Source organism: Bacillus sp. DNRA2 (assembly GCF_012843265.1).
Lineage (GTDB): Bacteria > Bacillota > Bacilli > Bacillales > Cytobacillaceae > Bacillus_BU.
This window is the reverse complement of the sequence record NZ_JABAIT010000001.1, coordinates 464,024-489,880: the sequence shown is the minus strand read 5'-3', so window position 1 is coordinate 489,880 and position 25,857 is coordinate 464,024. Positions and strand designations below refer to the sequence as shown.

The following is a 25,857-nucleotide window of genomic DNA, read 5'->3' as shown; positions in this document are numbered from 1 at the left end:
TCCTTCCTATGCCGAAAAATCAATACGCGAGGAGGTACGTACTTGGTTTCCTCCGTATGTAAAAGCCGGCACTGATTTCTCCTTGTCAACTGGTGGCAATGCCCCGTCTTCCTTCTCGGCTGAATAGGTTGTTGATTGGGAAGCGTTATTGCCTGACTGCTCATTTTGCTGATTAAAATGTTGCTGATTTTGATTACTTCCACCTTGTGAGAAGGAAGGATTGTTCCCTTGATTTACATCCGGCAAGTTTGGCATGTGCTGGATGATTTCAATTTTTTGAACCTGCAAGCCTTGTTGCTGAAGGGCTTGTTTCAACATCGACAATTGCCCTTCCAACGCTTCCTTGGCCGTCTGTGTATCCGCGATGATTTGTGCAGTAATATGGCCTTTCTGGGCAGCTATTTTAATCTCCAAATGTCCTAAATGCTCAGGGTACATTGAAAATTTTGCCTCATCCGTTCCGGTCTTATCTCGCGTGATTTTGAAAAATCGTCCCATCCATTCGCTTACATCAGGCACAAAGCTTGAAAGCGTCAGTGTCGCTTGTGCTTGCGCTGGTTGAGCCGTTTGGCTGTTGCCAGATGTTCTAATTGTTGTCGTTTCGTTTTGCTGAGACTGTTGAATGATGCCGCTATCTTGCAGTTGTCCATCAGCTGTCGGAATGCGCTCAGTTGTCAAATCTGGCGGCAGTGTTTCTGCTTTTATTGTCGTTGTTTCTTTATCAGTAAGTGACACTTGATTGATCTGACTTTGATTACCTGATGATGTATATACCTTATCAGTTACGTTCGTTTGGACGGCCTGTCTTTCGCTTATGGGCACTGTTAATGGTCGATTTTGCAAATGCGCGGAATCGACAGAATTACCATTTGTTCCGTTCATTTTAGGTAGCACGTTTATGCCCGCTTGTTGAGTATCATCAGAACTGTCCGTTCTTGGGATTACTTCCGATGTTTTTCGTTTATCAGGCAGTGGCGGTGAAGTGTCGACAGTTACTTGGGCATGCCTCGTTGTTGCTATGTGATCAACAGCTAACTTTTGTGGGTTTTGCTTATTTTCTGTTGCCTGCGTGACAGCTTGCTCCACAAATTCTTGAGCCATGACATTGTCTTTTGGACTTGGATCAGATTCTTGAACAGGTCGCTGTTGTGTCAGACTTTCCGTTTCTGCCCTTCTGGCAAATTCGATTGGTGGTTCCTGGGACATTTCATTGAGTCCGGCTTCTTTACTGTTGAAAGATAATAATTTGTCCCCTACTTGTAAATTATTTGTATCCGATACTAAATCCAACGGTAATGGTGTATTGGTTGTATTTGATGTTGTGTAATTTTGTTGCAATTGTTCTGACTGCACAATCTTTATTTTATTCAATTCAGCCTCTGCCATTTCTGGTGTAATGCTCTCCTCAGCGATCGGAATCGTCATCGCGGGCTCAGTAGCTTCCGTTAATGTCGGATTTATTACAGTCGCATCAAAATCTTGAACTGGCACATTCATTAAACTTCCAGTGACTCTATCTTCAGTTAGCATTACGTTGCTAAACGGAGAGCTTAAGCTCTCAACAGCTACTACTTGCTGTGGTGTTTGTAAGTTAACTTGAACAGTTGAATTTATAACCCGACGATTCAATAAATAATCATGGGGGTTTCTAGTAAATGTCCCCATAAACAACGGATTTGCATCAACCTTGTTTGTACCGTCCCTAATGTTGATAGCTGGGCTGTTCGTTGCTTCGACTTGCTCAGTTATTCCGAATAGTCGCATGATTTGTTCGAGCATGTTTGTTTGATCTAGAACTATTTGTGAATTTGTAGTTTGATTGTTTGCTACTTTCATTTCCGCTGTCCCCGACGCAGACGAGGTTGCTGTGAACTCTCTTTGCGTCCGGTTACTTGCTGTTGGTCTATTTAGGTTTATTTTTTCACTCGTTGGTATTTCATTCGTGTATTGTGCAATTTTTTCGATTAATTGGTTCTTGTCGCTCTGCGATAAACTCTCGATGCCCCCAGCTTTTTCTAGCCATTCAACTAGTTCGGCTCGAACATCACCGATCACTTGCTGAAGTGGTTGTCCGATTGTTGTTTCTGTCTGCCGAGTTGAAATCGTCAAGGTTTCAGTTTGACTTGTCGTTTGGACAATCGGGAGCAATTGCTGAAACAGTCCGAACAGTTCCTGAAGGATGGTGTCCAATTCGAGCCAATCTTCTTCAGAAAGATTGTCGTGATTTTGGGAGCTTATCCCCTCAATTTCGGTACTATTTTTTATTGCTGTTTTTTCGCTAACGCCGTTGGATAGCGGCGTTTGTAAAAGATTAAATAAAGAGAGGATTTGATCAAACGATTTAGTGTTAGCAATTGCTTGTACGTTTGTCTTCTGGTGTAGATCTTTGTTTGATTGTACTGCAGGATTTATTTTGATCATTAGTTGTGTAGGCTCCAACATCCACCCTCCTTTTAATTGGTTTTTATCTCCCCAATTACTATACAATTATAACTTAATGCGATGCGTTCGTCATGAAAATTTTTGATTGTTATCAAAATCAAAATTTGATATATTTGATGTTTTTGATAATTTCCGAAGAGGCGTGGTAGCGGGAGGTTAATAAGGTGGAGGAATAATGACAATTTCGTAAAATTCGGGGTAGGAAATATTACCAATAACCAACAAATAGCCCATAATCAAAAAAGACCCAGCCAAAAAATTTTGGCTAAGCCCGTTCATTACTATTTAATCAATTTGAGTGACGAGCCAGCCGGCGGTGTCCGGGTCGAGCAGGACTATTACTTTAGAGGCTGTTTTGGAATCAAGTTTTCTAAATTGGCTTAAAACTTCTTCACGGTCTTTGATTCCTTTAAAAATGATGGCGATTTGTTCCGGCTTCAAATTGGCATAAATATCGTCCACCGATGCAATGCTAGTACCACCATTGGTTGTAGTGTCAACTTCTGCAGTCTCGGGCGAAGTGTTCATTTCGGTGTTTGATTGGGTAGATGGTTGGGTTTCAGTGGTCGTTTGCTTGCTCACACTGTTTGTGCTGCTATTCGTTGTATTAGAATATGGAACTTCTTCGTTATTCGTTTTTGTGTCCGAAGTTGAGTTTGTATCAGTTTCTTTCTTTTCTCCTGGAGTAGATGTTTTTTCCGGAGCATCAAATAGAGCAATAATCGGCTTTGTTACGATTCCAACTGTCTTTACTTGTGTCTCGAGATTAACCCCTGCAAAGTGTAAAAGTAACATGACTAAACCAATCGAATATAAGGTTGGCAACAAAATTAACACAATAAACTTAATGAAAATACCAGCTTGTGCCGGTTTTTCCCCCACTGTCTCTTTTACGACTTCTAATTCTGGGGCTTCCATGTTCTCGCTTCCTTTCCTTCCATGCGTATGTCATTTCCTTTCATTCCCCGCCCCGTTAGCAAAATGCTGAAAGGAAACAAATCTCTGGATGCCATTCAAATTAAAGATAATTGATGATTTCCCGATACATTTGAGAAATTGAAAATTGTCCATCGGCATAACCAGCTTCAAGTACAGCCTTTGGCATTCCATATATGACGCAGGAATCTTCTGCCTCGACAAACACATTTCCTTTAAAACGCTTTACTAGGCCACAGCCTTGCATCCCATCTGTCCCCATCCCGGTAAGGATCACTGACAACAAGCGGTCTTCAAACAATGGTGCCGCTGAACTAAGTGTGATATCAATACATGGCTTATAAAGTGTTTGTTCATCTCCATGATTATCAACTTTAAACACCATTTTGCCATCTTTTGTTTTAAGAAACCGAGTTTGAAAACCTGATGGGGCGATATAGATCGTGCCTGGCTTTAACTCATGGCCATTTGCTGTTTCCGTAACCTTTAACTGACATAAAGTATCAAATCGCTCTGCCAAAGGTGCAGTGAAGCCTGGTGGCATATGCTGACAAACGACAATTGGAATCGAAAAGTCAGCTTCAAAACGCGGAAGGATATGTTGTAATGCGGATGGACCTCCAGTCGAACAACCGATGAAAATGAGGTCAGGTTTCGGATGGTTCTTTTTGCCTAAAAGACTGCCACCGAATTGCACCTTTTTCGCAGCAGGTGCCATTTTCACTTCAGCAATTGATTGTAAACGAAGTAAAAATTCCTGTATTTGAGTGACATCGGCATTTACGTTAAGCAGGTTTTCTTTTAGAAAGAAATCAACTGCACCAAGTTCAAGCGCCTTTAGAGTCTCTGCAGCTCCTTCACCGGTATAGGAGCTTAACATTACCACTGGAACAGGTGAAATTCGCATGATTTCTTCCAATGCCTGAAGTCCATTCATTACTGGCATTTCAACATCCATCGTGACGAGGTCAGGTGCGAGGCGTTGTACCTTTTCTACGGCCTCTTGTCCATTTCTAGCAATACCAACCACGAAAAAGTGCGGGTCATTTTCTAGTATTTTGCTAATCCCCCGCCGCATAAAGGCGGAATCATCGACAACTAATATTCCGTACTTTTTCATCGGTTTCAGTCCTTTCGATAGAAAATGCTTTTGTGAGAATTCACTTTGCTCAAACCTACATTACCTTCTGTAATCGATTCGGCATGACCGAGGAACAAGTAGCCGCCATGGACTAAATTTCGTTGAAGGCAATTGATAACCTTCGTTGTGGTATCATGGTCAAAATAAATCAGTACATTTCGGCAAAAGACTACATCGACTTCACCGATTTGTGCTGCTTTCTCTTCATCCAGCAGATTTAATTGCTTAAATTTCACCATTCGTCGGATGGCATAGTTAACTTGGTAACCTTCATCCACTTCAGTAAAATATTTCTCTAAGAGGTGGGGAGGAATGCGCCGAAATGAAAATGCCCCTTTGTGATACCAGCCCTTTTCGGCTTTTTCTAAGACACGATGATCGATATCGGTGGCAATAATTTCTACTGCGCCTGGTAAAAATAAGCCAGTCTCATATATTAGCATCGCCAAAGTATATGGTTCCTCGCCTGTAGAACAAGCAGCACACCATATCCTTAATGGACGGTGAATGTACTTTTTCAGCGTTGGCAGAATTTCATAGCAGCATTCGTTTAATTGATTTTCCTCGCGATAAAAATAAGTTTCGTTGATTGTTAGTAAATTGACCAATTCGTCCCATTCATTAGGATTTGCTTGCAGATAGCGACTATATTCCCAGTAGGATAGTCCCAACTTCGAGACATGCTCGGCTATCTTTTCCTTTAGGGTACCAAGACGGTCAGCATATCGCAGTCCGCAGTAATTATGAATGTGCTGACTAAGAATTTGCAGTCCATTATCTTCCATTTTTCTCACCTATTTATGGGGCTTAATAATTGTCTGGTTAATACCCCTCAATTTATAAAAAACTTCCAAAAGGATTCAAAACTTTTCGATGAAGCTGACACTAGTAAAATTTAATATTTGGATAAGCAGGAACCCTTACCCTAAAATTACTAGATAAAAACAATCTAGTCAAACAAGTGCATTTGATATATCAAAAAAACGAATCCAACGAATATCCTTTTGCTTCGAGCGATTGTCTCATTCGCATAACTGCTTTTGAATGAAGTTGAGAAATTCGACCTTTAGTTAAGCTTAAAACTTCGGCGATTTCTATTTGGGATAGTCCTTCATAATAGAATAACGTAATAACCAATTTTTCTTTTTCCGGCATCCGGTCGATGCAATCTGCAACCAGCTTTCGAAATTCATCCATCAGCAGATTTCGTTCATGGCTAATTGAGCTTTCATCAACTAATTGGTCAACATGATTTTGTTGCTTGCCATCATCATTTGTCGTATTAATAGGAGCGTCAAGCGACAACAAAGCTGACGTCGACAGTACCGACATGGTCTGATCGACTTCATCTAACGTTATATTTAAAAAATTGCTTAATTCCGCTTCAGAGGGCGACCGCATCAGTTTCTGCTCCAATTGTGAGTAAGCCTGGTTTAGCTTTTTCACCTTGTCTCTGAGCCCACGTGGTACCCAGTCCATCTTGCGGATTCCATCAAGCATTGCACCTTTAATCCGCCATAGTCCATAGGTTTCAAATTGATAGCCTTTTTTATAATCAAATTTTTGGATGGCTTCGACCAAACCCACATAACCTAGCCCGACTAGGTCCTCTTTCGGAATAATTCGGTGTGGGATACTCATGCTCAACTTGTTGGCCATTTGTTCAACTAAATGCAAATATTGCTTTGCCAATTTTTCCTGCGAGGTGGAATCATAGTTTTCACGATACGTCCGCCATAAAGAATAGTTTGGTATTGGTTCTTGCTTAACAGGTTTCACTCATATCCCTCCCCTCACTTGAGTTTGTCCGTGCTAAGAATTAAGTATTATTTCGACCATTTTCCTATCGAAATGATTTTTTGGAAAATCCCCTTCATTCCTTTAGGAGCGGCTCCAGTTGTTTTATGTTCATTATCAGGCACATAGACTGCGACGATTTGTTTAATATTTTTGGTAGCAATACAGTTCGGATAGGAAATATAGAATGGAGCTTGACTCCGCACTGATTGCCGAACGTGGGTATCCTCCATTAAAAACCCGAGCGTCTTTAGATCCATTTTAAGAAAATTACTGGTCGCATTTTGAAGTGCACGGGCCGTTTCTAAACCTTCTTGAAAATTTTGAACGCGATTAACGACTAGACGAATCGTTGGTGGATCCTCCATGAAATGTTGGACCGTCTTTAAAACGGAATAGGAATCCGCGATTGAGGTCGGCTCTGGTGTTGTCACTAGAATCGTTTCATCAGATGCCAAAATCCAGTCGATAAGCTCCTTAGAAATTCCCGCTCCCGTATCTAGCAAAATGTAGTCGGCATAAGCTTGAAGCTCTTGAATTTGACCCCAAAAATGGGTTAATTTGGGCTGATCAAGATCCATTAACTCTTCAAGATCAAGCCCGCCATAAATATAGTTGATACCGTCAATGCCATGTTCAACGATATCCCAAATGTGTTTCTTCTGATGCAATACGTCTGCTAAGCTGAATTTTGGTGTAATCCCCATTAATATGTTGATATTGGCCGTTGATAAATCCATATCTAAAACGATGACTTTTTTCCCAATTGCTTTTAACCCCAGTGCAAAATTGAGCGTAAAATTGGTTTTACCAACTCCGCCTTTTCCACTTGTAATTGTAATAACATGCGAAGATTGTTTCACTTCTTTTACTTCCTGCTCGGCACTAAATCGATGCATATATTCCCTGAGGGTTTGTGCTTGATCCATCGCTATTTTCCTCTCCTAATAAGTGGTTCACAATCAGCTTTGCATCGAAGGCCAAAATATCTTCCGGAACGCTTTGTCCATTAGTCAAATAAGAGATTTGATAAGGATACTTATAGGCGATATTCAATATCGACCCGTAGCTGCTTGTTTCATCAAATTTAGTAAGAATCAATTTATTTATCGGACTTTCCTTAAATTCATTTAGCAATAATTGCATATCTTCATATTTTGTGGTCAAGCTGAGCACTAAATAATTATCATTTTGGAACGGATGATCTAAATATTGATTAATCGATTCGCGAAATTTCTCTTCCTTGTAGTTTCGTCCGGTTGTATCCATGTAGATCAAGTCGTAGTGTGCTAGCTTATCAAGTACTAGCTTTAATTCCTCGGCGGAACGAACCACTTCGATTGGAACATTTAGAATTCCTGCATAGGTTTTTAGCTGTTCAACGGCTGCAATCCGATATACATCAGTGGTAATCATCGCGACACGGCGCTTTTGCTTTAACACCTGTTCTGTTGCAAGCTTTGCAATGGAAGTGGTTTTACCGACACCAGTAGGTCCAATCATGTTAATCATCCGTGTTTTTTCATCTACAGCAACGGAGTCTGGCACTTTATTTCTAATGATTTCAAGCATCATGTCGCCAAGTTCTTGCTTTATCGTACTTTGGTCGACCGTATTGATGTCCTCATATTTCTGAAGTAAGTTATCGATTAGATGCTCGATAATTTCATCATCAACACCCTGCTTTTTCAAATGGTTAACCCATTTACTTACCACAGCGGGCATTGCGCTTCTATCTTTGTCTGTCATCATGTAATTCATCATCATTTTTCGCATTTGCTGCAGTTCATCAAGCACTTGGGTATTGCTATCATTTTTATCTTCAATTACAGGAGTGCTTTTTGGTTTTGCTTTTTCAAAAAGAGGAATAAATTCCTCATCCGCTTGCTGTTGAGGCGCAACATTTGATTGGTTCCGCTCAACTATTGGTTGGTTCTGCACAACAGGAGGGACAGCTCCAAAGGCTTGCTCTTTCGGCTGTTCCTGATGCTGCTGTGGATGCTGCTGATGCTGCTGTGGCTGAGAGTAATATTGATATAAATTTTGCGGTTTGCTATGGAATCCTGAGGAAGAATGTTCCTTCTCCTCGTTTTTCGATTCAAATGTATTGATAGCCGGAGCTTGTCTGTCCGGCTTTTGCTTTAATTCAACAGAAAATTTCGGTTCAGGTCGATCCCGATAATCATCAATAGAGTAAGCTGTGACTTCATATTTTTGTTTAGCAAATAAGCCAAACAATCCACCGGTTTTGACAACTGCTGTGTTAACGATAATCGCGTTTTCACCTAATTCCTGACGAACCAGCTTTAAAGCATGAGGCATGGAATCCGCGATGATTTTTTTCGTTTTCATATGTTCACCACTCCTATACTCTGAATCTCAATATCTGGCTCCAATTCGGTGTAGGCAAGAACTGGCACAACCGGCATGATTTTATCCACTAACTGTTTTAAATACATCCGAATTTGCGGAGAAGTTAGGAAGATTGGCTGTCCACCGGCTTGAATGATTTGTTCGATATGATTTTTAAGCACTTCGGTAATTTTTCGGGTCAGCTGCGGGTCCATTGCTAAATAATACATGCCTGCCTCAGTTTGCTGAATATTATCTGAAATGCCTTTTTCGAGCGTTGCCCCGGCAGTCAAAACCTGAATCACCCCGTCCTCGGCATATTGTTCAGTAATTTGACGCGTCAAGGATTGGCGCACATATTCCGTCAATACTTTTGGCTCCTTCGTATAGATGGAGTAGTCTGCCAGTGTTTCAAAGATTGCAGCTAAATCACGAATCGAAATTTGTTCACGCAACAGATTTTGCAGCACCTTTTGAATTTCGCCTATCGTCATTAAACTTGGAACGAGCTCTTCCACAAGGGCTGTATGCGTTTCTTTAAGATTATCGATAAGCTCCTTCGTTTCTTCACGGCGAAGCAATTGATGGGCGTAACGTTTTAGCACTTCCGTTAAATGTGTCGCAATCACTGAAGGTGGGTCGACAATCATATAGCCCAGCAGCTCGGCTTTTTGCTTTTCCTCCATATTGACCCAAATGGCCGGTATCCCAAATGCTGGCTCGATAACCTTGATTCCATCAATATCATCACCTGCTGTTCCTTGACTCATTGCTAAGTAATGATCCAAATAAACCTCACCATTAGCAATTTTGCTGCCGCGGAATTTCAGAACATACTCGTTCGGCTGCAGCTGTAAATTGTCACGAATCCGGATGGTCGGTATCACTAAACCGAGTTCAATCGCAAACTGGCGGCGAATCATGACAATTCGATCAAGGATATCTCCTCCCTGTTTCGTATCCGCTAATGGAATTAAACCGTAGCCGATTTCAAGCTCCAACGTATCGAGCTGTAGAAGGTTGATTACTTTTTCAGGACTTCTAATATCTTCTTCAGTTTCTTCGATTTCAGCCTGCTCGATGCGCTGTTCTTCTTTTTTCATATTTTGCTGCATTCTGTAAGCGGCAAACGATAACAGACCAGCCACCGGTAGGGTAAGCAACAGTCCGATTGGCGTAAATAATCCTAATGCAAAAATTGTTCCAGCAACCATGTATAGCTGTTTCGGGTAAGAAAAAATTTGCTTAATGATGTCATTACCTAAATTCCCATCTGAGGCCGCTCTTGTCACGGTAATACCTGTTGCAGTCGAGATCAATAACGCTGGCACCTGAGAGACTAAACCATCACCGACTGATAAAAGCGTAAAGGTGCTAAGCGCTTCCTGAAAGCCCATGCCATGAATCGCCATTCCGATGGCAAAACCACCGATAATATTGATTAATAGGATAACAATCCCGGCGATCGCATCCCCTTTAACGAATTTACTGGCCCCGTCCATCGCTCCATAAAAGTCAGCTTCCTGCTCAATTTTCCGACGGCGTTCGCGGGCATCATGTTCGCTAATTAACCCGGCATTCATATCAGCATCGATGCTCATTTGCTTACCTGGCATCGCGTCTAATGTGAAACGTGCCGTTACTTCTGCAACACGCTCTGAACCTTTTGTAATAACGATAAATTGAATAATAACTAGAATTAAGAAAACAACAAAACCGATTACAGCATTTCCACCAATAACGAAGGATCCGAACGTTTCAATAACGGCGCCTCCATCCGCTTTTGATAAAATGGATCGGGTTGTCGATACGTTTAACGCAAGTCGGAACAATGTTGCTAGTAAGAGCGCGGTTGGAAATATCGAAAAATCAAGCGCTTCTTTAGTATTCATTGAAACAAGCAAAATCATTATCGACAGTGAAATATTAAAGATTAATAGGAAATCTAATAATATAGTTGGCAAAGGGATAATCATCATGGCCACAATTAAGATGACAACTATGGGTACAGCCAAATCTTTTATTTTCATGATTTCATCTCCTTATACCGACCTTCTTGGAAGTATACATAGGCTAAAATTTCTCCCACAGCATTGAATAGTTCTTCTGGGATGCTATCCCCAATTTCACAGCTTGCAAACAGACTTCGGGCGAGCGGTTTGTTTTCAACCGTCATAATTTTATTCTCTTTGGCAATTTCTTTAATCTTTAAAGCAACGTGGTCTTGCCCTTTGGCAATGATTTCAGGGGCAGCCATCGTCTCAAAGTCATAACGAATCGCCACTGCAAAATGCGTCGGGTTGGTAATGACGACATCGGCCTTTGGCACTTCTTGAATCATGCGATTCATCGCCATTTGCCGCTGCTTTGCCCGTCTTTGCCCCTTGATGAAAGGGTCCCCTTCCATCTTTTTATATTCATCCTTGATGTCTTGTTTTGACATCCGGAGCTTTTTTTCGTGGTCAAATTTCTGATATATATAATCGGCTGCAGCCAAGACAATTAAACAGAGGGCCACAACCATACCAATTTGAATCGCAAGCGCCCCAATGAAGCGCGCTGCATCCCAAATACTTTTCTCACCAATTTTGAACAGTTCGCCCATTTGGCGATAGACAACCCAAAAGGCGATTCCACCAGTGATTAACATTTTTAAAATCGATTTAATTAATTCAACAATAGAACGGAGTGAAAATAAATTTTTAAAACCGTTAATCGGATTGATTTTATCTAGCTTCATTTTCAACGCTTCAGTGTTTATCATAAAACCAACCTGCATGTAATTGGCGACGAGTCCGGCAAGCATTGCCACGCCAAACAGTGGTCCGACTAATTTAACTGTTTCCCACAACAGTTGGCTAAAGAGCATCTTCGTACTGTCGATTGACAAGTCCCATAATAAGTATTCCGAAAAGCTCCGCTTGAAAATATCCATACAGCCTTCAATGAAGCTTGGACCGGCAATCATTAAATAGGCAAAACACAGCAATAACGTTAGCGCGCTTGAGACTTCCGTGCTCTTGGCAACCTGGCCTTTTTTTCGGGCCTCTCTGCGCTTATGAGGGGTCGCTTTTTCTGTTTTTTCATCAGAAAAGAATTGTAAATCTAAGCGAAGCATGCTTATGCCCCCATTATTTTTAGAATAGAAAACATCGAATCAAACATGTTTTCAAATAACAACTTTAGTAGATAGAAGAAGCTTGGTAATACTAAAATATAAATTAAAAAGTGGACTAAGATTTTGATTGGCGGAAACACGGTAAACATGTTCATTTGCGGAACCGTCCGCGAGATAATCCCAAGTGCAACATCGACGATAAACAGGGTACCCACAATCGGTGCTGCCATCATAAAACCTATCAAAAACATTTGCGTCATGCATTCTAATAAAAAGGTAGACAGACGACCATCAAGCCAGGAAGGTATCGTTGCATCCAGTGAGACCCACTCAAAGCTTGTTAAAATACCACGAATGAGCATATGATGTCCATCGATTGAAAATAAGACTAGAAACGCGATGATATTTTTAAAACGCCCAGTCAGTTGCATGTTGGTCCCGAAGCTTGGATCATATAGAGTTGCCATTGAAAAACCAATCAGCATATCCATCAATGAACCAGCCATTTGCACTGCGTAAAAAAAGAAACTGGCCACCATTCCCAAGGTAATACCTACTAAAAATTCCTTCAGCAGCATAACGGCTATGTTCCAGTCGGACCACGCTTCGATGTCAGCAGGCCCTTCGACCAATCCGACCGTCAGTAAACTTAAAATAACTCCGAGTGCAACCTTATACGTGTTCGGGATTTGCCTTCCCGAGAAAATCGGTGCTGTGACCATAAAGGTCGTTATTCGCACAAATATGAGTAAGAAGCTCCATAGTGAAGCAATATCGATGATCATCCTGCTACCCCACAAATTGAGAAAGGTTTCCTAACAGGTTTTCCGTGAATGTGATGACGTGCTCGAGCATCCATGTTCCAAAAAACAAAAGCGCCAAAAACACCGCAATGATTTTCGGGACAAACGCAAGCGTCTGCTCCTGAATTTGTGTCGTAGCCTGAAAAATACTGACCAATAACCCAACGGCTAACGCCACTCCACATATCGGGGCAACCACAATCAAAATCGTATATATTGCCTCTTGAGCAATTCGCAAAATCATCTCAGTAGTCATCAATCATACCCCTTTACTATTAGCTGTTTTTAAAAATGATGTTGATGTTTCCACTCTGTTGATTGTAGCGGAAGGCGCGAAGACTCCTGTGGGAGCAGCGGGACAGGTGAGACCCCACAGGCGCTAAAGCGCCGAGGAGGTAGGAAAAGCGGAAGCGGCTCGCTCAGGGGCGACAGGCACAAGACGAGCAGGCTAGAAGGTCGTCCTTTGACCTTCTGGACTGATTGGCTTGTGACCCCGAGCCCCTAGCCGCTGCAGCTAGACACCATTCACCGCCCGCCCCACGGAAAGCGAAGCGCCTGGAGCGGAAATCAACATTCTTGTAAAACACGACATTTTTAAAAACTCACGAGCAATGATTTGACGATTAAATGCCAGCCATCCACTAAAATGAACAACAATATCTTAAATGGCAACGAAATCATTACCGGTGGAAGCATCATCATCCCCATCGACATCAACACACTCGACACAATCATATCGATCACAAGAAACGGAACAAAAATCAAAAAGCCCATTTGAAACGCCGTCTTTAACTCACTAATCGCAAACGCAGGAACCAATGCCGTCATCGGAATATCAGCTATCGCTTTCGGTCGCTCCATTTTCGCATAATCCATAAACAGGGCTAAATCTTTCTCCCGAGTATGCTTCGTCATGAACTCCTTCAAAGGTACACTTGCCGCTTCATACGCTTCCGTTTGTGAAATCGACCCTTCCATCAAAGGTTTAAAAGCCACATCATTCACTTCGGAAATAATCGGTCCCATGATAAAAAAGGTCATAAATAATGCCAGCCCAATCAACACCTGATTCGGCGGAATTTGCTGGGTACCTAGCGCATTGCGGACAAAACCTAGCACAACAATAATTCTTGTAAAGCTCGTCATTAACACAAGAATCGCCGGGGCGATTGATAAAATGGTGATAAGCAAAATGATTTTTAACGTATTAGCCACGCCGCCAGGGTCATCGCCTGAAGCTAGCTCAATTCCTGGTATCAGTGAAGAGAGCGGATCTTCGGCATGGGCAAACGTGAAATAGCTGAAAGTAAGGAGTGGTACTAGAAACAATAATTTACGAATCATAACCGCTACTCCTCACCGTTGTGTTTGATAAACTTATTTAGATTTTTCTTCAAAATATTGAACCATTTTTTCTTCGAATCGAGCGTCAGCCACTTCGGTGTGATGACCTCTGCTTGATTTTCAAAGCCTTCGAGCAAGGATTGGTATTCCTCACCTTTCGTAATAGTCCTAATCAACGTGATTTGGTCGCCGACACCAACAATGTATATGGTCTGTCCTATCAACACGACTTGCAGTGAACGATTGTTACCAAGAGTCTGGCCGCCGAGCGAAAGAATGGGTCCATTGCTTTGGAATGAGCGATTTCGTTTTGACAAATAGTTCATCAGCAAAAACAACAGGCCAATGACTAATGCAAACGAAAAGATAAATTTGATAAAAGAGGAAAATAACGATGCTGATGGGCTATCCTTTTTTTCTGGCGACTCAGCTTTCGCTTTTTTCTCGCCCTTTTGGATAGAATCATAGACGGAAGTATCTCCGCTAGAAGTTGAACCTGAGGCTAAAGTTGTGGATTGATATGAAAATAGGGAAAAAAGCAATACGAATACAACCATCATACGTTTCATGCTGGTCTCCTTCCTTGGAGTTACTTCCTCTAGTAAATTGGTTTATTGTGCTTGTGTTTGCTGTTGGACGATTTCCTTGATTTTCTCCTGAATATCGCTTGGATCCATTTCATTTATTGAGGCAAGCTCCTTTAGGATCATCGTAATTTGTGCTGCCTGTTTTGCATCCTTCATACTTGAGAGAATGCTGCTTTGTTGAGATTGCTTTAACATTGAAATCGTCAAAGTGGCTTCCTCGATAGTCATCGTTTCGATCATTGCTGCAGCCTTTGAGGCAGGTATATCAGCATAGATTTCGGCTACCTTTTTTACTTGTTTCGCGTATTCGTTTGATTGTTTTTTTTGTAATTGCTCTTTTAATTGCTGATTGGTTTTCCGAAGAACCTCATTTTCCGCCTCATCGGCCTTTGCTTGCTTTTTAAGGTCAGCAATTTGTTGATTTTTCTCGTTAAGCTCATCCTTCAAGTCGATGATATTAGTTTCTTCAGAGCTTGACTCACCTGGAACGATTTCTTTAACAATTGGAATGGAGTTACCTACACTTTGCAAAGATTGCTTAACTGGAATATCTAATGCATAAATAAAAATCAAACAGAAAACGGTCGTAAAAAATAACGGGACTATAGCCATATAAACGAAAGACCCTAATTTTCCTCTTTGCTTTTCATCCATTTGATTTCTCCTTAATGCCTTCGGGAATGTCTGATTACGGCCATTTCATCCAGCATTGCTTGTTCCTTTTGATTGATTACTTTTTCAAACGCATCCTTGGATTTCGCTTTCCATTGGTTCCACATTTTTGCTTCCTTTGATTTCTCAATTAAAATCTGTTGGTGTCTTTCAACCTCCTGCTCAACTAGATGAGACTGAATCGCCAATTGCTTTAATTGCTGATTAACATGGTCAATCTCCTGCTGAAATTCCATGATTTCCATGACCGTTTTCCGATTGACATGATCGTATTGATGAAAAGCCTCATTTTTTTCGAATTCGAGGCCTTTCATTTTTTGTTCTAGCTCCATTTGTTTATGTTTAGCAGAACCAAACTGTTGCTGCGCTAGTTCCTTTTCTTTTTCTTTAACATCCAGCACCTTTTGAAAAGAAAAAACAAAACTCACCCCATATTCCCTCCAAACTGTGATATTAAATAGGCTTTGCCTTCCTCAAGCTTCGAAGCTTCATAAATGCCTTGCCGTAAAAATTGATCAATCTGCGGCTTTAAGCGAACAGCTAAGTCGATATCACGATTGGAACCTTTTTTGTAAGCACCGATATTGATTAAATCCTCGGCTTCATTATAGGCAGCTAGTAATCTATTAAAATTTCTTGCCGCATTTAAGTGCTCTTCTGAGGTGATTTCTGTCATAACACGACTCGCACTCTTCAACACATCGATTGCTGGGAATATTCCCTTTCCGGCAATAGCCCGGTTTAACACAATATGTCCGTCTAATATTCCGCGAACCGCATCGGCAATCGGTTCGTTCATGTCATCACCATCAACCAAGACCGTATAAATGGCTGATATCGAACCTTTGGGACCTGTGCCTGTCCGCTCCAATAGCTGAGGCAACATGGCAAATACTGATGGTGTATAACCTTTCGTCGTAGGCGGCTCGCCGATTGCCAGTCCCACTTCACGCTGGGCCATCGCAAAGCGCGTGACCGAGTCCATTACCATCAAGACGTCCTTGCCTTGCTCACGGAAATATTCGGCGATAGAGGTCGCAGTTTGTGCTGCCTTTATCCGAATCAAAGCTGGCTGGTCCGAGGTTGCCACGACTAGAACTGACTTTTTCAAACCCTCTTCACCGAGGTTCTGTTCGATAAAATCGAGCACCTCACGGCCCCGCTCTCCAACTAGAGCAATCACGTTTACGTCTGCTGTTGTATTGCGACACATCATCCCGAGCAAGGTACTTTTCCCCACACCACTACCGGCAAAAATCCCCATCCGTTGCCCTTTCCCAAGTGTTAAAAGACCATCAATTGCCCGTACACCGACTCCTAATGGTTCGTGGATACGCGGTCTTGTTAACGGATTGGGCGGCATGGCGTGTGTCGTGACTTCCTCCAAACCAAATGGGAGTGGTTTCCCATCCATGGGCTGCCCCAAACCATCGAGGATTCTTCCAAGCAACTGAGTGCCTGCTTTAACCATCATCGGTTTACCGCTGGCAACGACATCACAGCCTGGACCAATCGCCCGTACTTCACCTAATGGCATAAGTAGAACCTTATTTTCACGAATTCCAACGACTTCAGCCTGAATTGGTGTTTGAGAATTGGAAGGATAGATGGAACAAAGCTCGCCAATCCGTACATCAGGACCTTGCGATTCAATTGTGAGCCCAATGATTTGCGTAATTTTCCCATTAACTCGAACAGGATCAATCCCGCGAATAACCTGGATATATTTTTCAGCTGAAAGCACCACTGGGCTACTCCCTTCCCATTTCCAATATGGCTTTTTTGATTTCTTCAATTTGGGTATCAATTCGGGCATCAATACTGCCATAAGCGGTCCGAATCACGACGCCTTTCGAAGTAACCGAATGGTCCGGAATAATTTTTATTTCTGTTTCTCCAGCCACAACTGAAGCGATATGAGCATGCTGTGATTGAATATAGTCAAAATCATCAGGGTGAACGCAAATCGTAATATATTCCTTTTCCTTAAAACGCAAAATATGCTGTTGAATCAATTCAACATATTTTTCCGGGTTATCTGTTAGTTCTTTTCTAATAATTTGTGAGGCAATTGCCGTACTTAGCTCAAGGAGAAATGGCTCTGCCTCAGCAACAATGGCTTCTTTTTGATGGTAAGCAGCTTCGATAATTTGCTGAGCCTGGGTTATTTTTTCCTGATAGGCTTCTCTCAGCTCGGCTTCAGCTTCGATTTTTCCGCGCAAATAGCCATCTTCATAGCCTTGGTGCGTAGCATCAATTTTCATAACCTCTAGTTGTTCATGATTTTCCTGCCACCACTGCTTCATTTTTTCCTCAGTTTCTCGTTCGAGAGCACGCATAGTCTCATCTGCCTGTGCAATAATGGCTTGCGCCTGTTCAGCCGCTGCTAAGACATGCGGATGTTCCATGATGTTATCCTCATCAAATCCTACTTCTTGCTGCGAAGCATCTGTCGATTCATCGTTGTCATGATGAAGCTCGATTTTCGGATGTTTAATGACCCTGACTTCATCGGTCAGTTCAAGCTGTGATGCTTTAAAAATTTTAGAGTAGGATATCATCAGAACCACCCCGTGAAATAACGACCTCACCGGTATCCTCTAAGCGACGAATAACAGAAACGATGCGTCCTTGGGCCTCCTCAACAGCTTTAACACGTACAGGCCCAAGAAATTCCATATCCTCTTGAAAGCTTTCCGCCATGCGCGTCGACATATTGGCCAAGATAACCTTTTTCACCTCAGGACTAGCTGCTTTAAGTGCAAGCAATAAATCTTGATTGTCGACTTCTTGAATAACACGTTGAATCGCACGGCGATCGAGGTTGATAATATCCTCGAATACAAACATACGTTTTTTAATTTCGTCAACTAGTTCATTATCTCGTTCACCTAACTGCTCTAAGATGCTCTTTTCAGTTGAGCGATCGACACCGTTAAGAATATTAACAATTGATTCGATTCCACCAACAACGGTAAAATCGTTCCGAACTGTTGCTGCCAATCGTGATTCTAATATATGTTCAACTTCCTTTATGACTTCAGGGGAAGTTTGTTCTAACAGGGCAATTCGCCTCGCTACATCCGATTGGAGCGCTGGTTCTAGCGAGGATATAATTGACGCAGCCTGTTTTTGGTCTAAGTGTGCTAAGACGAGCGCTATCGTTTGCGGATGTTCATTTTGTAAAAATTGATAAATTTGCATCGGATCAATTCGTCTAGCAAAATCAAACGGCTTTACTTGTAATTGCGAGGTCAGCCTCATAATAATTTCCTCAGCGCGGTCTTTTCCTAACGCTGCCTCAAGGACGTTCTGGGCATAATTGATTCCACCCATCGCCAAATAATCCTGGGCAATACACATTTCGTGAAATTCTTTTAAAACTTCTTTCTTATCATCACTACCGACTTTAGAGATATTAGAGATAGCTAGAGTTAATTGCTCAATTTCTTCATCAGGCAAATGCTTAAACACCTTTGACGATGCTTCTTGCCCTAACGAAATAAGGAGAATTGCCGCTTTTTGTTTTCCAGTTAGTTTTGTCAACGCTGTTAAGCCTCCTCCTCATTCAGCCATGTACGAAGCATTTTTGAGAAATCTTCTGGCCTTTGTTCTAATAATTTTTTCAATTGCGATTCAACACCCATTTCCTGCTGGGCAAAATACTCAAGCTCCTCTGGGCTTTGCGGTTGCTTTTGTAACGGTATATCATCAAATGGATTGTCTGCTTCGGCCGCTTTCTTACGTCTGCGCATAAGCATGAGCACAATTCCACCGCCGAGAAGGACAGCTGCTGCAACACCTCCGGCAATATATGGCCAAATCAAAGCATCCTCAGCTTTTGCCGCTTTACTTTCCTCAAACTTATGAGGGAAGATCGTAATCCGTTGTTCCACCTCTTCATCAGTTAACTCAGGGTGTCCAAGCGCCGTGCGTACTGTATTGGAAACGACATTGCGAATATTATCAAGCGTGTCCTGTGGCAATTTATTTGGTTCAGATGCATTGGATTCAACACCAACATTGATCGTAATATCATCGATTACATAAGGACTTTTGGTAATTTGATTGTTTATTCGGTTAACCTCATAATTAACTTTTTCCTGTAATTCTTCATACGTGCTGTCACTACCTGAACCATTCTCTTCGGCTACATAACCAGGCACATCGGTTTCACCGGTACCGACAACACCGCCATTACCCTTGCTTCCTCCCGTCTGTGAAACGGAATTGCGCTCCGAGCTAATCGGGATTCCTTCATTATTCTCATTAGTTGGCTTGACTAGGTTTTCTTCTGTTTTAACCTTATCGAAATTCATTTTCACAAAGGTATGGACGTACACTTTATTCGTACCAAGAATCGTTCCGAGTAAGCTTTGCAGTCCCCTTTGAATATCTTGCTCAACATCTTTTTGGATTTTGCGCTGTTTATCATACTTGTCCAAGGACTGTTCATCTTGTTCACTTGTATCAAGTGCAAGTGTCTCACTGTATTGATTCATAATTGTAATGTTATCCATTGGGAGCTTAGGGACCCCCCGAGATACGAGCGTATACAGCGCCTGAATTTGTGCTGAGGTAAGCTTCGCGCCTGGCTCTACTTCAACCATGACAGATGCAGTCGAATTCTCCTGTTGATCTTCACGAATAAATACTGAATCCTCGGGTAAAGTTAAGATGACTTCAGCGTTTTTGATTCCATCTACATACTTAAGCACGTCTGCCAATTTGTTTTGCATTGCTTCCCGTTCTAGAATGTCATATTGGCGATCAGTGGCACCAAAGGTTAAGTTTTCACTAAACACGTCATAATTAATTTCATTCGATTTCGGGTAACCTGCCGAAGCAAGACTGACAAGTAATTTCGGAGCTTCTTTTTGCGGCACTAGAATCATGGTTCCAGATTCCGAAAGCTGATATTCGGTAAAACCCTGTTTGTCCAATTCTGCTTTAATGTCTCCTACTTCCCGAGTCGATAATTGACCTTCATACAAAGGGATATAATTGGGCCGAGACGCAAAAAAGATTGTCGTAGAAAGGGCAACGATAAGAAACAAAAAGGTCCCTATTATAAGTCCCTTTTGTTTCGAGCTCCGCGCACCCCAGTAGTTCGTGAAGTGCTCTTTAGATTGTTTGATTTGATCTATCCATGATCGATTCATTTCTCACCCAGCTCAGCTTTCTATCATTCTTTAAAATTGCATTCTCATTGTTTCTTGATATGCTTCCACCGCTTTATCCCTTATCGTTACGGTAAGTTCCAGCGCAATTTTTGATTGCTGTGATGCAATCATTACATCGTGGACATTATCAACCTTGCCTGCAGCCACCTGCCCGGTCAGCTCTGACGACTTGTTAAGCGTGGCATTAACATTTTCCATGTAGCTTTTAAAGACGTTCGCAAATGAAGTATTGCTGCCTTCAGTATTAACCTTTTGCGATTGATTTGGATTAATTTTGGCTAGTCCCGTTCCAATCGTTTTGATGTCCATTTATCTCACTCCTAACGCCCAATATCCATGGCTTTAAGCATTAATGATTTTCCTGTATTAAATGCAGTAATATTTGCTTCATAGGCACGGGATGCCGATAACAAGTCGACCATTTCCTTTGATAAATCAACATTTGGTGTCATGACATACCCTTCAGCATTGGCATCAGGATGCGTTGGATCATACACTGGGGTAAACGGTGTTTGATCTTCGACAATTTTGGTTACTCGAACACCTTGAAGATTACTATTCTGCGATTTTTTATTGATTTCTCCACGTAAAATTTGGTCAAAGCTCTTTTCACGCGACTCCATAACAACCATCTTGCGGCGGTATGGCTCCCACTCGCCATTCACAAACTTGCCCCGTGTTGTTTGGGCATTGGCAATGTTCGAGGAGGTGATATCCATTCGTAATCGTTGCGCGGTTAGAGCAGAGCCACTAATATTTAAGGATTCAAACATTTAAGCTTAGCCCCTTCCTTTAATGGCATAAGATAAATTATTGTAGTGACTGGTGACACGATCAGTTAACATGTAATACCAAAGGGAATTTTTTCCCATTTCCGTCATTTCACGATCTACATCCACGTTATTTCCATTGTTATTAATCACTGATTCTGTATCCTCGACCATTTGCGGTGCCGGAATACCTCTGCCTTGTCCTATCGTAAGATGACGTGGATCCGTTTGCGTTCCAACAAACTGGGAAGTTTGATTAGCTAAATGTTTTTGCAAAATATTTTCAAATTCGACCCGTTTAGCCTTGTAGCCTGGTGTTTCCGCATTGGCAATATTATTAGAAATAACCTGTTGTCGCATACTCGAGGCATCTAACGCTGACTTTAGGAGGCTAATATTATTCAAAATCATCTCCACCTTTAATTGTTTGTCAGTTTTTTAGTTATTTTGATGAAATTTATCACATTATCATCAATATACTATAAATGTATGTGTTTTAACTATGACATTTTTTATAATCTGGCTATATTACTAATTATTTAATGGAATCCCTATCAAAATTTTCCTTATACAATCAAAAACTAATGATATGATTTAGGCCATATTTAATTGGTCGTAATATTTTGATACCCCTTTAACCCAGTAGTTATTTAAACCAGTTGGGTCATTTGTTACGCCTATTGGTGCGTATTTGGCACCGATTTTTGCAATGGTCGTCAAGCCTTTGCCTAAATAGTTCTCACTTAAATTTCGTGCCATATCCATAATACTGTCTTCGACTGTGGCATAAGATTTTAAGCCGTTTTTCCCCATCATTCCGGCAATATTATTTTTTTCATTTGCCGCACGAGATTTACCGTTACCTGTTTCGTGCTGGGCAATTGCCGCTAAAAGGGCAGGATCTACATCATATTTTTGCCCCGCCGCAACAAAAATCGCACCCATGCCAGCGAGTTTGCCGCTAAGAGCTTGATCAAGTTGTCCTGTTGTAACGAATTCCATCTCTTTAGAATTTGCAGTATTTTGATCAACTAACCCATTGAGCAGTTCAGAGATATTTTCTGTTGGCGCTGGAGTCAAATGAGTACTAGTGAATGGCATCTGTAACGTGCTAACGCTTTCTTGTGCGTTTTGTTGGTCAAGCAGTTGAGAAAGTACATTGGAAAAAAGCTTACTAAACTCTGCATTTTCAGACATTTGTGTACGAAGTTTCTCGTTTCTCGTTATCGTATTGGTTAACATAATTTTGGTTAGCATATCGTCACCAATGATCACACAAATCACTCCAATTGGAAATTCCGCTTATATTTTATGGATTAAAAAATGCGTGTACCACGTCATTACATCTCGTGTTCCACGCACTGTTACAAGGCTAATTGTTGTCAACTATCATTGTGTTTATCGTATTTCCTTCAAATAAGGCAGTAATTTCACTTAACGAATCTTCTGGAAGCTTTATTAAGCATTGAAGTTTTCCGTTATCAATTTTCCCTTCTGCCAGTAAAATAGTGCAGGGTTCCTGTTCATTTCTTAGGGCTAAGATTTGCTTGCCCTTGTAAACAATATTTTTCAGCAGAAAATAAGTTTCAATTTGACTATCTTGTCCAACCGTAATACTCATCGGTTTGGTAAAGAATGGTTTGTTTTTCTTAAATTCACTAAAGTCAAATAGTTGTCCGAGCTTGTGCTTGTTCGTTAAACCTTGCTTATTCATAACACTCTTCCCCTCTATACCCACTAAAACTAAAGAGTGTAACCGTAATATTGCTGGTAAATTTATCTTGAAATTTGAACTTTGAGATTTACTTTCAACTAGAATGATAACAGATTATATTATAATTGATAGAGTGATAATTATTCCAAAATAATTGTTACGAAATTGTAACGAAATCGCAATTGCCCAAAAGGATGCTCGCACAGGAAGCAGCTGCACAATCCAATTTTTGGGCAAAAAAAATACCCGCCTTAAGCGAGCATGTCTGTAGATATAACAGGCGGATGATTGATGTTACTTCTTTTTATCAAAAAATACTCCGCTAGTTTGTTTGCTATATGGTTGGAACTTTTTCGAAACCTGTTTGTTGATTTTTTGTTGATTGATTAAGCCTTCGGTAACAGCAAGAGCTTTTGTTAATTGGCGAGCGACATGATTGTCAATAGCCTTAATCTCCTCGAGCAACGACAATTCTTGCTCTGAATATTGATGACCCTCACCTTTTGCTCGGTCTATTTCTGCCATTAAGCTGTTACGCTCATCCAGAAGTTCATCGAGTTCCTGGTATTGTTCTGACTCAAGAGCTTGCTTCATTGTCAACGTTAGGTTGTAAAGCTTGTCGATTAATTTTACCATGATCATTAATCCTACAACTTTGTTTTGTTGAGCTTAATTGCTTCTGACCAAGTTTCGAGCAACTCTACCGCAAAGCCTTCCACTTCCACTAATAGCTCAACCTTTTTTGTTAAGTTTGCTTCTATCAAACGCGACTTCATGAAATCATACATTGAAAGAAGTGATTCAGAGATTTCGTAACCAGTTTTTAGCGTCACCATCAGCTCCGTAATAATGTCTTGAGCCCGGAGATTATGCTTGTGACTTCCTTCAATATTATTATTTTCTAAATCAATTTTCGCCAATCTGATAAATTTCACTAAACCTTGATATAACATAAGCGTTAGTTCTTCTGGACGAGAGGTTGTAACAGCTTGTCGTTGATATGTTTGATAAGGATTATTGGTAACCATGTTCTAGTAAATGCTCCTTTCAGATACAAAAGTAAACCGAACTATATCGTAATTATCGGATGGAGCTACGTAAAGTTTAGGTTAGAATAATACCTTTCTTAGATTAGTTGGCTGATTTGTTGTTGTTGTTCATCTTTATGAATCAAGCGATTAAGTCTCTGATTGAAGGCTTTTAAGTTTTGAATCTTTGCAGCATCGGTCATGTTGTTAAATGCCTCGATCTCATTTGCTAATAATGACAAAGAATCTGTTAATTTCTGATTACGCTCTTTTTCCCGCGCTAACTGTTTTTCTGCTTTATTCAGCCTATCCTGCAGCATTTGTCTCTCTTGATTCATTTCCAACTCGATATTGTTTATTTGCTGAACAGCAGCTTGATTCTGTAAAGCTAAATTCGTCAACTCAAACAAACTTTTGAGCAAATGATTGAGGTTCATACCTGGCAGTTGCCCAATATTGGTAATTAATCCAGATAAAATATCAAGCAAACCATCGGCCTGTGACGATGAGGCAGAATATACTTCCGTATTCAAGTTCGCTTCTTGGCGAGTGATAAATTCTGTCGCAACAACCGGGACAATATCATCTGCAATGGTTGCGAATTTGATGGCTGTTTGTGTCGGTTTGAGATTTTGCTTCTTAGCATTGTTTTTGACGATTGTATAATATTTATAATTCACGGACTGGTAGCCGCGGTTTAAAAGTTGGGCGATTTCTTCTAATATCTCAGTAATATTTAAAGCTCCTTCGTCCTGCCGAGCTTTAATGTATTGAAACATAAACTCCATTTCCTGTTTGGTCCATTTTCGGTTGATTTTTTTGACCTCATCATTTGTTTGATTGGCCAGCTCAACACTATTTTTTTTCACCATCAACAATTGCTGATAATAAGACGTTAAAGCACCCGTCTGCAAGCCATTGGTTGCTTCTAGCTCACGAACTACTTGCTCCATCCCGTCTAACTCACGATCCATTAATGCTTGCTTCATCTGAAAGATTGCTGTTTTCAAACTCACAATGACTCCTCCTTGTAACCATATGATTCGATTACAAACCAAATTTTTTGACCATCGCTTTTGATTTCCATCAAAATCCATCAACCAACAACAATAATTATGTTAAAAGAAACAAGTAGTAATGGTTTAGGTGTGACTTATATCACAATTTTATCATAAAAATGCAAATTTTGTATGAACAATAAATATTTCTCATCAAAATCTTTATATCAGTCTAGTCAAATACATTTTCAAACAAAATAAAACAAGCAAATCCATCATCAAATGTTATTCCATTTGATTGGATTTGCTTGTTTTAGCGCGCTATTTTTTCCCATTATTGCTTAAGTATTTGTTCTTAGTCTAAGCTTTCTCTGTTGTTCAAAGCATGATTGAATAATAAGGGTTTGATTTTTTGGATCGATTTCGGTGAATTGTAACGCAGCAAATGTGTATTGTTTATCTTCTGACGGATATATCCGTCTAATTTCGCCTTCAAATGGAACTAATTCAAACTCATGATTTTGGATATTCGGAACCACGACTTGACCAGATACAATCTGACCTTCGTGAAGGCCAATTTTTCCATGTGTTGAAAATAACAGTCCACCTGCACTGACATTTACGGTTGTATATTCATTTTCTAATAAGAATAGTTTTAAATGGAGATTAACTCGGAAATTTTCGCGGCGTTGGATACGATAAATCTTTTTTTCACTTGGCTTATGTATGCGATACAACGGGATTCTGTCCAACTTTTTCCCGATAATTTCCGATGTAAATCTAAAAAGATTTTCTCCGGATTTAAATGTAACATCAATTTCTGTCCCATTCGGCAAAACGCCGACCATATCGGACATTGGAATTCCTATTAATATTTCATCATCTTGATACTCGGCAATAATAGTCCGATAGGAAACCCCTTTTTGTACAATATCGATAAGAATTTGTTGGTTTACCTTTGGAAACATTCTA

28 protein-coding genes are annotated in these 25,857 nt (G+C 40.8%); all 28 read right to left on the bottom strand.

The annotated features are described in order from the left end of the window. Window positions 1-6 precede the first annotated feature (6 nt). Entirely contained in the window at window positions 7-2,439 is a 2,433-nt protein-coding gene (locus tag HHO41_RS02330; protein ID WP_169095192.1) for a flagellar hook-length control protein FliK, read from the bottom strand. A 288-nt stretch (window positions 2,440-2,727) separates the two neighbouring features. Next, window positions 2,728-3,360, bottom strand: a complete 633-nt coding sequence (locus HHO41_RS02325) for a hypothetical protein (RefSeq protein ID WP_169095191.1) — start codon at window positions 3,358-3,360, stop codon at window positions 2,728-2,730. Between the two features lie 100 nt (window positions 3,361-3,460). Beyond that, on the bottom strand, window positions 3,461-4,498 hold the full coding sequence (locus HHO41_RS02320; RefSeq protein ID WP_169095190.1) for a protein-glutamate methylesterase/protein-glutamine glutaminase: 1,038 nt from the start codon (window positions 4,496-4,498) through the stop codon (window positions 3,461-3,463). Between the two features lie 5 nt (window positions 4,499-4,503). Continuing rightward, window positions 4,504-5,304, bottom strand: coding sequence for a CheR family methyltransferase (locus tag HHO41_RS02315; RefSeq protein ID WP_169095189.1), 801 nt, complete (start codon window positions 5,302-5,304; stop codon window positions 4,504-4,506). A gap of 190 nt (window positions 5,305-5,494) precedes the next feature. Then, window positions 5,495-6,298 carry a sigma-70 family RNA polymerase sigma factor gene (locus HHO41_RS02310; RefSeq protein WP_348981207.1) on the bottom strand — a complete coding sequence of 268 codons (804 nt, stop codon included), beginning with the start codon at window positions 6,296-6,298 and terminating at the stop codon, window positions 5,495-5,497. Window positions 6,299-6,345: 47 nt separating this feature from the next. Beyond that, window positions 6,346-7,245, bottom strand: a complete 900-nt coding sequence (locus tag HHO41_RS02305; protein WP_169095188.1) for a MinD/ParA family protein — start codon at window positions 7,243-7,245, stop codon at window positions 6,346-6,348. Further along, window positions 7,202-8,668, bottom strand: coding sequence for a flagellar biosynthesis GTPase FlhF (gene flhF / locus HHO41_RS02300; RefSeq protein WP_169095187.1), 1,467 nt, complete (start codon window positions 8,666-8,668; stop codon window positions 7,202-7,204). Before flhF ends, HHO41_RS02305 begins: the two co-directional genes overlap by 44 nt. Beyond that, the gene (flhA, locus tag HHO41_RS02295) at window positions 8,665-10,698 is read right to left on the bottom strand and encodes a flagellar biosynthesis protein FlhA (RefSeq protein WP_169095186.1); all 2,034 of its coding nucleotides are present in this window, start codon (window positions 10,696-10,698) and stop codon (window positions 8,665-8,667) included. The genes flhF and flhA overlap by 4 nt, the downstream gene beginning before the upstream one ends. Next, window positions 10,695-11,786 carry a flagellar biosynthesis protein FlhB gene (gene flhB, locus HHO41_RS02290; RefSeq protein ID WP_169095185.1) on the bottom strand — a complete coding sequence of 364 codons (1,092 nt, stop codon included), beginning with the start codon at window positions 11,784-11,786 and terminating at the stop codon, window positions 10,695-10,697. Before flhB ends, flhA begins: the two co-directional genes overlap by 4 nt. Before the next feature lie 2 nt (window positions 11,787-11,788). Then, window positions 11,789-12,571 carry a flagellar biosynthetic protein FliR gene (gene fliR / locus HHO41_RS02285; RefSeq protein WP_169095184.1) on the bottom strand — a complete coding sequence of 261 codons (783 nt, stop codon included), beginning with the start codon at window positions 12,569-12,571 and terminating at the stop codon, window positions 11,789-11,791. Window positions 12,572-12,575: 4 nt separating this feature from the next. Continuing rightward, entirely contained in the window at window positions 12,576-12,845 is a 270-nt protein-coding gene (gene fliQ, locus HHO41_RS02280; protein ID WP_169095183.1) for a flagellar biosynthesis protein FliQ, read from the bottom strand. 338 nt (window positions 12,846-13,183) lie between these two features. After that, entirely contained in the window at window positions 13,184-13,933 is a 750-nt protein-coding gene (gene fliP, locus HHO41_RS02275) for a flagellar type III secretion system pore protein FliP (protein ID WP_169095182.1), read from the bottom strand. 5 nt (window positions 13,934-13,938) lie between these two features. Next, the gene (locus HHO41_RS02270) at window positions 13,939-14,502 is read right to left on the bottom strand and encodes a flagellar biosynthetic protein FliO (protein WP_169095181.1); all 564 of its coding nucleotides are present in this window, start codon (window positions 14,500-14,502) and stop codon (window positions 13,939-13,941) included. Between the two features lie 42 nt (window positions 14,503-14,544). Beyond that, window positions 14,545-15,174: a MotE family protein gene (locus HHO41_RS02265; RefSeq protein ID WP_169095180.1), complete on the bottom strand. Its 630-nt coding sequence runs from the start codon at window positions 15,172-15,174 to the stop codon at window positions 14,545-14,547. 11 nt (window positions 15,175-15,185) lie between these two features. Beyond that, complete coding sequence (fliJ, locus tag HHO41_RS02260; protein WP_169095179.1) at window positions 15,186-15,620, bottom strand: flagellar export protein FliJ; 435 nt, start codon at window positions 15,618-15,620, stop codon at window positions 15,186-15,188. Then, on the bottom strand, window positions 15,617-16,939 hold the full coding sequence (fliI, locus tag HHO41_RS02255; RefSeq protein WP_348981206.1) for a flagellar protein export ATPase FliI: 1,323 nt from the start codon (window positions 16,937-16,939) through the stop codon (window positions 15,617-15,619). Before fliI ends, fliJ begins: the two co-directional genes overlap by 4 nt. A 4-nt stretch (window positions 16,940-16,943) precedes the next feature. Next, window positions 16,944-17,753 (bottom strand): FliH/SctL family protein, encoded by an 810-nt coding sequence (locus HHO41_RS02250; RefSeq protein ID WP_169095178.1) that lies wholly within the window; start codon window positions 17,751-17,753, stop codon window positions 16,944-16,946. Next, on the bottom strand, window positions 17,737-18,738 hold the full coding sequence (gene fliG / locus HHO41_RS02245) for a flagellar motor switch protein FliG (protein ID WP_169095177.1): 1,002 nt from the start codon (window positions 18,736-18,738) through the stop codon (window positions 17,737-17,739). Before fliG ends, HHO41_RS02250 begins: the two co-directional genes overlap by 17 nt. Before the next feature lie 5 nt (window positions 18,739-18,743). Next, the gene (gene fliF, locus HHO41_RS02240; protein ID WP_169095176.1) at window positions 18,744-20,354 is read right to left on the bottom strand and encodes a flagellar basal-body MS-ring/collar protein FliF; all 1,611 of its coding nucleotides are present in this window, start codon (window positions 20,352-20,354) and stop codon (window positions 18,744-18,746) included. 30 nt (window positions 20,355-20,384) lie between these two features. Next, complete coding sequence (fliE, locus tag HHO41_RS02235; RefSeq protein WP_169095175.1) at window positions 20,385-20,684, bottom strand: flagellar hook-basal body complex protein FliE; 300 nt, start codon at window positions 20,682-20,684, stop codon at window positions 20,385-20,387. An 11-nt stretch (window positions 20,685-20,695) separates the two neighbouring features. Continuing rightward, window positions 20,696-21,148, bottom strand: coding sequence for a flagellar basal body rod protein FlgC (gene flgC, locus HHO41_RS02230; RefSeq protein WP_169095174.1), 453 nt, complete (start codon window positions 21,146-21,148; stop codon window positions 20,696-20,698). Window positions 21,149-21,154: 6 nt separating this feature from the next. Further along, window positions 21,155-21,556, bottom strand: a complete 402-nt coding sequence (gene flgB, locus HHO41_RS02225; protein WP_169095173.1) for a flagellar basal body rod protein FlgB — start codon at window positions 21,554-21,556, stop codon at window positions 21,155-21,157. A gap of 183 nt (window positions 21,557-21,739) precedes the next feature. Next, complete coding sequence (locus HHO41_RS02220; RefSeq protein WP_348981205.1) at window positions 21,740-22,420, bottom strand: glucosaminidase domain-containing protein; 681 nt, start codon at window positions 22,418-22,420, stop codon at window positions 21,740-21,742. A 97-nt stretch (window positions 22,421-22,517) separates the two neighbouring features. Further along, window positions 22,518-22,859 (bottom strand): hypothetical protein, encoded by a 342-nt coding sequence (locus tag HHO41_RS02215; protein ID WP_169095172.1) that lies wholly within the window; start codon window positions 22,857-22,859, stop codon window positions 22,518-22,520. Between the two features lie 294 nt (window positions 22,860-23,153). Further along, the gene (gene fliT / locus HHO41_RS02210; protein WP_169095171.1) at window positions 23,154-23,495 is read right to left on the bottom strand and encodes a flagellar protein FliT; all 342 of its coding nucleotides are present in this window, start codon (window positions 23,493-23,495) and stop codon (window positions 23,154-23,156) included. Between the two features lie 11 nt (window positions 23,496-23,506). Beyond that, window positions 23,507-23,887 (bottom strand): flagellar export chaperone FliS, encoded by a 381-nt coding sequence (gene fliS / locus HHO41_RS02205; RefSeq protein ID WP_169095170.1) that lies wholly within the window; start codon window positions 23,885-23,887, stop codon window positions 23,507-23,509. Between the two features lie 98 nt (window positions 23,888-23,985). Further along, complete coding sequence (locus tag HHO41_RS02200; RefSeq protein ID WP_169095169.1) at window positions 23,986-24,903, bottom strand: hypothetical protein; 918 nt, start codon at window positions 24,901-24,903, stop codon at window positions 23,986-23,988. A 323-nt stretch (window positions 24,904-25,226) separates the two neighbouring features. Continuing rightward, entirely contained in the window at window positions 25,227-25,853 is a 627-nt protein-coding gene (locus HHO41_RS02195; RefSeq protein ID WP_169095168.1) for a flagellar brake protein, read from the bottom strand. Between the last annotated feature and the right edge of the window lie 4 nt (window positions 25,854-25,857).

What these genes read in the sequence shown, in the direction of transcription:
- HHO41_RS02325 (WP_169095191.1), bottom strand. Translation starts at nt 3,360, where the DNA reads ATGGAAGCCCCAGAATTAGAAGTCGTAAAAGAGACAGTGGGGGAAAAA.
- HHO41_RS02320 (WP_169095190.1), bottom strand. Translation starts at nt 4,498, where the DNA reads ATGAAAAAGTACGGAATATTAGTTGTCGATGATTCCGCCTTTATGCGG.
- HHO41_RS02315 (WP_169095189.1), bottom strand. Translation starts at nt 5,304, where the DNA reads ATGGAAGATAATGGACTGCAAATTCTTAGTCAGCACATTCATAATTAC.
- HHO41_RS02305 (WP_169095188.1), bottom strand. Translation starts at nt 7,245, where the DNA reads ATGGATCAAGCACAAACCCTCAGGGAATATATGCATCGATTTAGTGCC.
- flhF (WP_169095187.1), bottom strand. Translation starts at nt 8,668, where the DNA reads ATGAAAACGAAAAAAATCATCGCGGATTCCATGCCTCATGCTTTAAAG.
- flhA (WP_169095186.1), bottom strand. Translation starts at nt 10,698, where the DNA reads ATGAAAATAAAAGATTTGGCTGTACCCATAGTTGTCATCTTAATTGTG.
- flhB (WP_169095185.1), bottom strand. Translation starts at nt 11,786, where the DNA reads ATGCTTCGCTTAGATTTACAATTCTTTTCTGATGAAAAAACAGAAAAA.
- fliR (WP_169095184.1), bottom strand. Translation starts at nt 12,571, where the DNA reads ATGATCATCGATATTGCTTCACTATGGAGCTTCTTACTCATATTTGTG.
- fliQ (WP_169095183.1), bottom strand. Translation starts at nt 12,845, where the DNA reads ATGACTACTGAGATGATTTTGCGAATTGCTCAAGAGGCAATATATACG.
- fliP (WP_169095182.1), bottom strand. Translation starts at nt 13,933, where the DNA reads ATGATTCGTAAATTATTGTTTCTAGTACCACTCCTTACTTTCAGCTAT.
- HHO41_RS02270 (WP_169095181.1), bottom strand. Translation starts at nt 14,502, where the DNA reads ATGAAACGTATGATGGTTGTATTCGTATTGCTTTTTTCCCTATTTTCA.
- HHO41_RS02265 (WP_169095180.1), bottom strand. Translation starts at nt 15,174, where the DNA reads ATGGATGAAAAGCAAAGAGGAAAATTAGGGTCTTTCGTTTATATGGCT.
- HHO41_RS02250 (WP_169095178.1), bottom strand. Translation starts at nt 17,753, where the DNA reads ATGATATCCTACTCTAAAATTTTTAAAGCATCACAGCTTGAACTGACC.
- fliF (WP_169095176.1), bottom strand. Translation starts at nt 20,354, where the DNA reads ATGAATCGATCATGGATAGATCAAATCAAACAATCTAAAGAGCACTTC.
- fliE (WP_169095175.1), bottom strand. Translation starts at nt 20,684, where the DNA reads ATGGACATCAAAACGATTGGAACGGGACTAGCCAAAATTAATCCAAAT.
- flgC (WP_169095174.1), bottom strand. Translation starts at nt 21,148, where the DNA reads ATGTTTGAATCCTTAAATATTAGTGGCTCTGCTCTAACCGCGCAACGA.
- flgB (WP_169095173.1), bottom strand. Translation starts at nt 21,556, where the DNA reads ATGATTTTGAATAATATTAGCCTCCTAAAGTCAGCGTTAGATGCCTCG.
- HHO41_RS02215 (WP_169095172.1), bottom strand. Translation starts at nt 22,859, where the DNA reads ATGAATAAGCAAGGTTTAACGAACAAGCACAAGCTCGGACAACTATTT.
- fliT (WP_169095171.1), bottom strand. Translation starts at nt 23,495, where the DNA reads ATGGTAAAATTAATCGACAAGCTTTACAACCTAACGTTGACAATGAAG.
- fliS (WP_169095170.1), bottom strand. Translation starts at nt 23,887, where the DNA reads ATGGTTACCAATAATCCTTATCAAACATATCAACGACAAGCTGTTACA.
- HHO41_RS02195 (WP_169095168.1), bottom strand. Translation starts at nt 25,853, where the DNA reads ATGTTTCCAAAGGTAAACCAACAAATTCTTATCGATATTGTACAAAAA.